The following is a 4408-nucleotide window of genomic DNA, read 5'->3' as shown; positions in this document are numbered from 1 at the left end:
ACAGCAACACCGCCTGCCAGTTTGGCAACGCGCTCTTGCAGCTTCTCACGGTCGTAGTCGGAAGAAGTTTCTTCGATCTGTGTGCGGATCTGAGCCACACGAGCTTCGATCTCAGGCTTCGAACCAGCACCGTCAACGATGGTTGTTTCGTCTTTGGTGATTTCGATTTTCTTGGCTGTGCCCAGCATGTCCATGGTCACGGACTCAAGCTTCATGCCGAGATCTTCGGAGATCACCTGACCACCGGTCAAGATAGCGATGTCCTGCAGCATGGCTTTGCGGCGATCGCCGAAACCAGGAGCCTTAACAGCAGCAATTTTCAGGCCGCCGCGCAGTTTGTTCACAACCAGAGTTGCCAGGGCTTCGCCTTCAACATCTTCAGCAATGATCAGCAGAGGCTTCTGAGACTGGATCACCTGCTCAAGCAGTGGCACCATGGACTGCAGGGAAGAGAGTTTCTTCTCGTGCAGCAGAACCATGCAGTCTTCGAGGTCTGCAATCATCTTGTCAGCGTTGGTCACGAAGTAAGGGGAGAGGTAGCCGCGGTCGAACTGCATGCCCTCAACAACATCGGTTTCTGTTTCCAGACCTTTGTTTTCCTCAACAGTGATGACGCCTTCGTTGCCAACTTTCTGCATCGCGTCTGCGATCTGCTGGCCGATTTCAGCTTCGCCGTTGGCGGAGATGGTGCCAACCTGCGCAACTTCGTCGGAGTCTTTTACTTCGCGAGCGGAAGCAACAATGCTCTCAACAACTTTGGAAGTCGCCAGATCGATGCCGCGCTTCAGATCCATTGGGTTCAGACCAGCAGCAACCTGCTTCAGGCCTTCTTTGACGATGGCTTGAGCCAGAACGGTCGCGGTTGTTGTACCGTCACCAGCTTCGTCGTTGGTGCGGGACGCAACTTCCTTGACCATCTGTGCGCCCATGTTCTCGAACTTGTCTTCCAGTTCGATCTCTTTGGCGACAGAAACACCATCTTTGGTGATGCGTGGTGCGCCGAAGGATTTCTCCAGAACAACGTTACGGCCTTTTGGGCCGAGGGTCACTTTAACGGCGTCTGCCAGTACGTTCACGCCGCGCAGCATTGCGTTGCGCGCATCGGTGTCAAATTTGACGTCTTTTGCCATGATATTGGCTCCTAAATTCGTAAATGTCCGTCAGACGATCAGGCAATGATGCCCATGATGTCGGATTCTTTCATGATCAGCAGCTCTTCACCGTCAACGGTGACTTCGGTGCCGGACCATTTGCCGAACAGGACTGTGTTGCCTGCTTTGACGTCGAGCTCGACGCGGGCGCCTTTGTCGTCACGCAGGCCAGCGCCTACGGATACAACTTCGCCTTCGGCTGGTTTTTCTTTGGCGCTTTCTGGAATGATCAGACCGCCGGCGGTTTTTTCGTCGCTTTCAACGCGGCGTACAAGGACGCGATCGTGCAGAGGTGTAAAAGCCATGACTAGGTTTCCCTATCTAGAGTATCTCCCTGACTCCTCAGCGGAGTCGTTATCACTCCCTATCGGCGAGTGCTAACGGCGAAAGAGGTAGGGGTGCAATCGGGGGGAGTCAACGGCGTTGCGTGACATTTTTTGGGGTAAATGGGCTAGCACCGCCGTATGCCCCTGTGTCGCCGCGGAGTTTTTTGGCGCCAAATGCTGTTGGTAAGCGATTTAAGCGGGTAATTCTTACACGGTTTTGGCAGCACGTTTCAGGCGGCAACTGTATATCCGCCGCAAAATTGCGGCAGATGGGGCACTGGGATTGTTTTCTGACCGATTAGCCTGGGCGAAACGTTATCGGGAAACGATGGCAAATCCCAACAGGACTTTGTGGATTTCCTCAAGGTCAAAGAACAACTGCGCCTTGACCCACACCATCGGTTCGGAGGTAACACATCTTAGTCGGCCATCTGCCTTCATTTCATTTTTGTCAGATACCGGGCATACGCCTCCAGTCAATTCGGTAGACGTTCCCCCAAAGGATCTGGTGGAAACTTCCACTGTGTAGGTTTCCCCGGCTCTGACGGTGAACCTTTTGTGCTCCAACTTTGGCTTGCCGCTTCCGATGTTCACCACAAAATCCAGCGAGAAATCGAGATCAATTGCGCAGGTATTTTGCACGTCAGCTCCATAGTATTTGCCCCGGAACCGATCGTTGATTTTGGCGCATTTTTTGCCCGCATCCACCCCGTCATTGTAAGCCTGAATTGGCGCGAGCCGCCTGCGGGCGTTCAAAAGGGTCTGATCGATATTGGCGGTTTTGGTGCGCAGAGATTGGAGACCTGTCGCGATGTCTTGCTCGGTGTGCTTCTTGTGTTTGAGCGGATGCTTGGTATCGCGCTCATGCATTGCAGTCTGCAGATCATGACGAAGGTCCTCGCGCAGGTTGATTGCGTTTTCCAATTCCATTTTCTTGAAGTCTGGAATGTCCGCCGGATCCACTTCAAATGTGTCCACGGAGAATTTGACAACGTCGTAGTAAAATCGCGCAGTCTCAGTGACGCGCATGTCATAAGCCTCTTTGAAAACCGCTGCGGTGTCCTTGAGGTAATCGAGCATTTGCAATCGTTCGGTTCTGAACAAGTCGGAGTAGTGGTACGTCAGGCCAGATGAGTTTTTTTCAATGTCTTTGAAATACATTCGGGCCAAGTAGAACTTGGCTGTCCGAGCGTCTGTACCGGCAAGTTCAATGGACCGTTCGTAATGAAACTTAGCAATCATGCTGTCTTTACGCACACCCTGACCAGTTTCATACATCTGCCCCAGATGCGCGTAGGCATCCGCGCGGCCAAGTTTGCCGGCTTTTTCCAGCAGCGGTTCTGCCTTTGATTTCAGTCCGGCGTCTTTGGCGTGGAAGGCATAGTATTGCCCCAGAAAGAGCAACGAGTGGCCATGATCTTTCTGTGTTGGACGTGCCAGAAGCGCGCCAGCCTTGTCCCAGTCCTGCGGGGTGCCAAAATCGCCATAGATGTAGCCAATCGCCAACCAATAGGTGGCAAGCACGTGACCTTTGTCAGCTGCAATGCGGAAGTATTTCTCGTTGTTGGCCGGATCTGAGGCGACATAGTAGGCACGGCCAAGCGCAAAGTCGTATTTGGCGTCGCCCAGTTCTGTGGCCTGCAAACAAGCGTCTATGGCGGCATTAAGATGGGATGCGATGGCGGAAGATGCCACACCAGGGAAGCTGCTGGTTGTGTCCTCGGGGTGGGCGGCCAGCTCTTCGCAGCGATTGCCCATCGCTTGCAAGTCTGCAGACGGGGATTGGGAGGGCACTTCCGTGGTGGGTACAACGACGGGTTTCTCCACGGACGGCGGGGTTGTGGTGCCGCCGAGGTCGGCAATCATGATCTGCGCCAAGGCCGCAAAACTGCCCTCTGGATAAGCATCCAAATAGGCTTGCAACAGTTTCACATTGCCAGAGGTGCCCACAGACTCCCAGAAAGCCAGCTCTGTGGCATCGGCGGTTTGTGCCGCAACAGGAGTCGACACATGGCCCAAACACAGGAGCGAAAAGGCCAGTGCGCGAGCGGCGTTGTTGAGTGATTTCATGAGAAATGGAAGTCCAGAAATTCGAGTTGCGGGCACATTAACAGGAGATGTGAATAAAGAAAGAGACCTACGGGCGGCGTAGCGCGAGTTGCTTCGTTAATTGACGTGCGAGGCAATCAAGGTGGCGCATATCCGTGCCGCAACACCCACCCAAGACACGCAGATGCGGGTGCTGTTGCTGCAGATCCACCAATTGTTGGCCAAATTCTGCGGGGTTGCCCGCGTCTAGCTCTGAGGCGTTGTCCAATTCCGCGTGGCTGCAGCGGGAGGCGTTGGCCACGATGCCACCGACGCGGCGGGCCCATGGGGCGTTGGTCAGGACATCCGCGAAATGGTCCGGATGGGCGCAGTTGATCATGTAGTACGCGGCGTATTTGTCGGTGGCGGCGTCGACCTGCGTGATGGCGGCTTCCAAGGTGCCACCGGTTGGTAGGCGGCCGTTGGTTTCCACAGTGAACGCGATCACGCAGGGCATTTTGTGGTCGCGGCAGGCGTGCAATATGCCAATGGCCTCTGCCGGGTTCGCCATGGTGTAAGCTGTGATGAGGTCAGCGTTGGTTTGTGCCAGCGTGGCGATCTGCGGCGTGTGATACGCGGCGGCCTCGAAGGCGGTCATTTGGGTGTCGGTCGCATAGGCGTCCTTACGTGGGCCGATGTTGGCGCTGATCAGGGCGGGTATGTCGCCAAGCGTGGCGCGGACATCGGACAGAAGCGCAATGGCGTCGCGGTTGGCCGCGGCCAAGGCGGGCGCGTCGTATCCCAACGGCGCAGCGCGGTCGGCGCTGGCCACCCAGGTGGCGCTTTCAAGGATCACGCCAAGATTGGACGTGGCTGCAATGGCGGCGAGATCCGTGGCGTAGC

At 55.5% G+C, this 4408-nt stretch carries 4 protein-coding genes; all 4 read right to left on the bottom strand.

Going from position 1 to position 4408, the window contains the following annotated elements:
• A partial coding sequence (gene groL, locus QZ517_RS19655) for a chaperonin GroEL (protein ID WP_294230636.1) occupies positions 1 to 1133 on the bottom strand: 1133 nt, incomplete at its 3' end.
• 35 nt (positions 1134 to 1168) lie between these two features.
• The gene (locus tag QZ517_RS19650) at positions 1169 to 1456 is read right to left on the bottom strand and encodes a co-chaperone GroES (protein WP_283426663.1); all 288 of its coding nucleotides are present in this window, start codon (positions 1454 to 1456) and stop codon (positions 1169 to 1171) included.
• Positions 1457 to 1792: 336 nt separating this feature from the next.
• The gene (locus QZ517_RS19645) at positions 1793 to 3547 is read right to left on the bottom strand and encodes a tetratricopeptide repeat protein (protein WP_294230634.1); all 1755 of its coding nucleotides are present in this window, start codon (positions 3545 to 3547) and stop codon (positions 1793 to 1795) included.
• A gap of 67 nt (positions 3548 to 3614) precedes the next feature.
• The coding region (locus tag QZ517_RS19640; protein ID WP_294230631.1) for a homocysteine S-methyltransferase family protein at positions 3615 to 4408 on the bottom strand (794 nt) is incomplete at its 5' end.

The sequence above is a fragment of the uncultured Shimia sp. genome, from assembly GCF_913054185.1.
In the GTDB taxonomy this organism is placed as follows: Bacteria; Pseudomonadota; Alphaproteobacteria; order Rhodobacterales; family Rhodobacteraceae; genus Shimia.
Note: the sequence above shows the minus strand (reverse complement) of the source record. Positions and strands in the feature narration are given on the sequence as shown.

Excerpts from the sequence above, each read along its gene's own strand:
- QZ517_RS19650 (WP_283426663.1), bottom strand. The coding sequence starts at position 1,456 with ATGGCTTTTACACCTCTGCACGATCGCGTCCTTGTACGCCGCGTTGAA.
- QZ517_RS19645 (WP_294230634.1), bottom strand. The coding sequence starts at position 3,547 with ATGAAATCACTCAACAACGCCGCTCGCGCACTGGCCTTTTCGCTCCTG.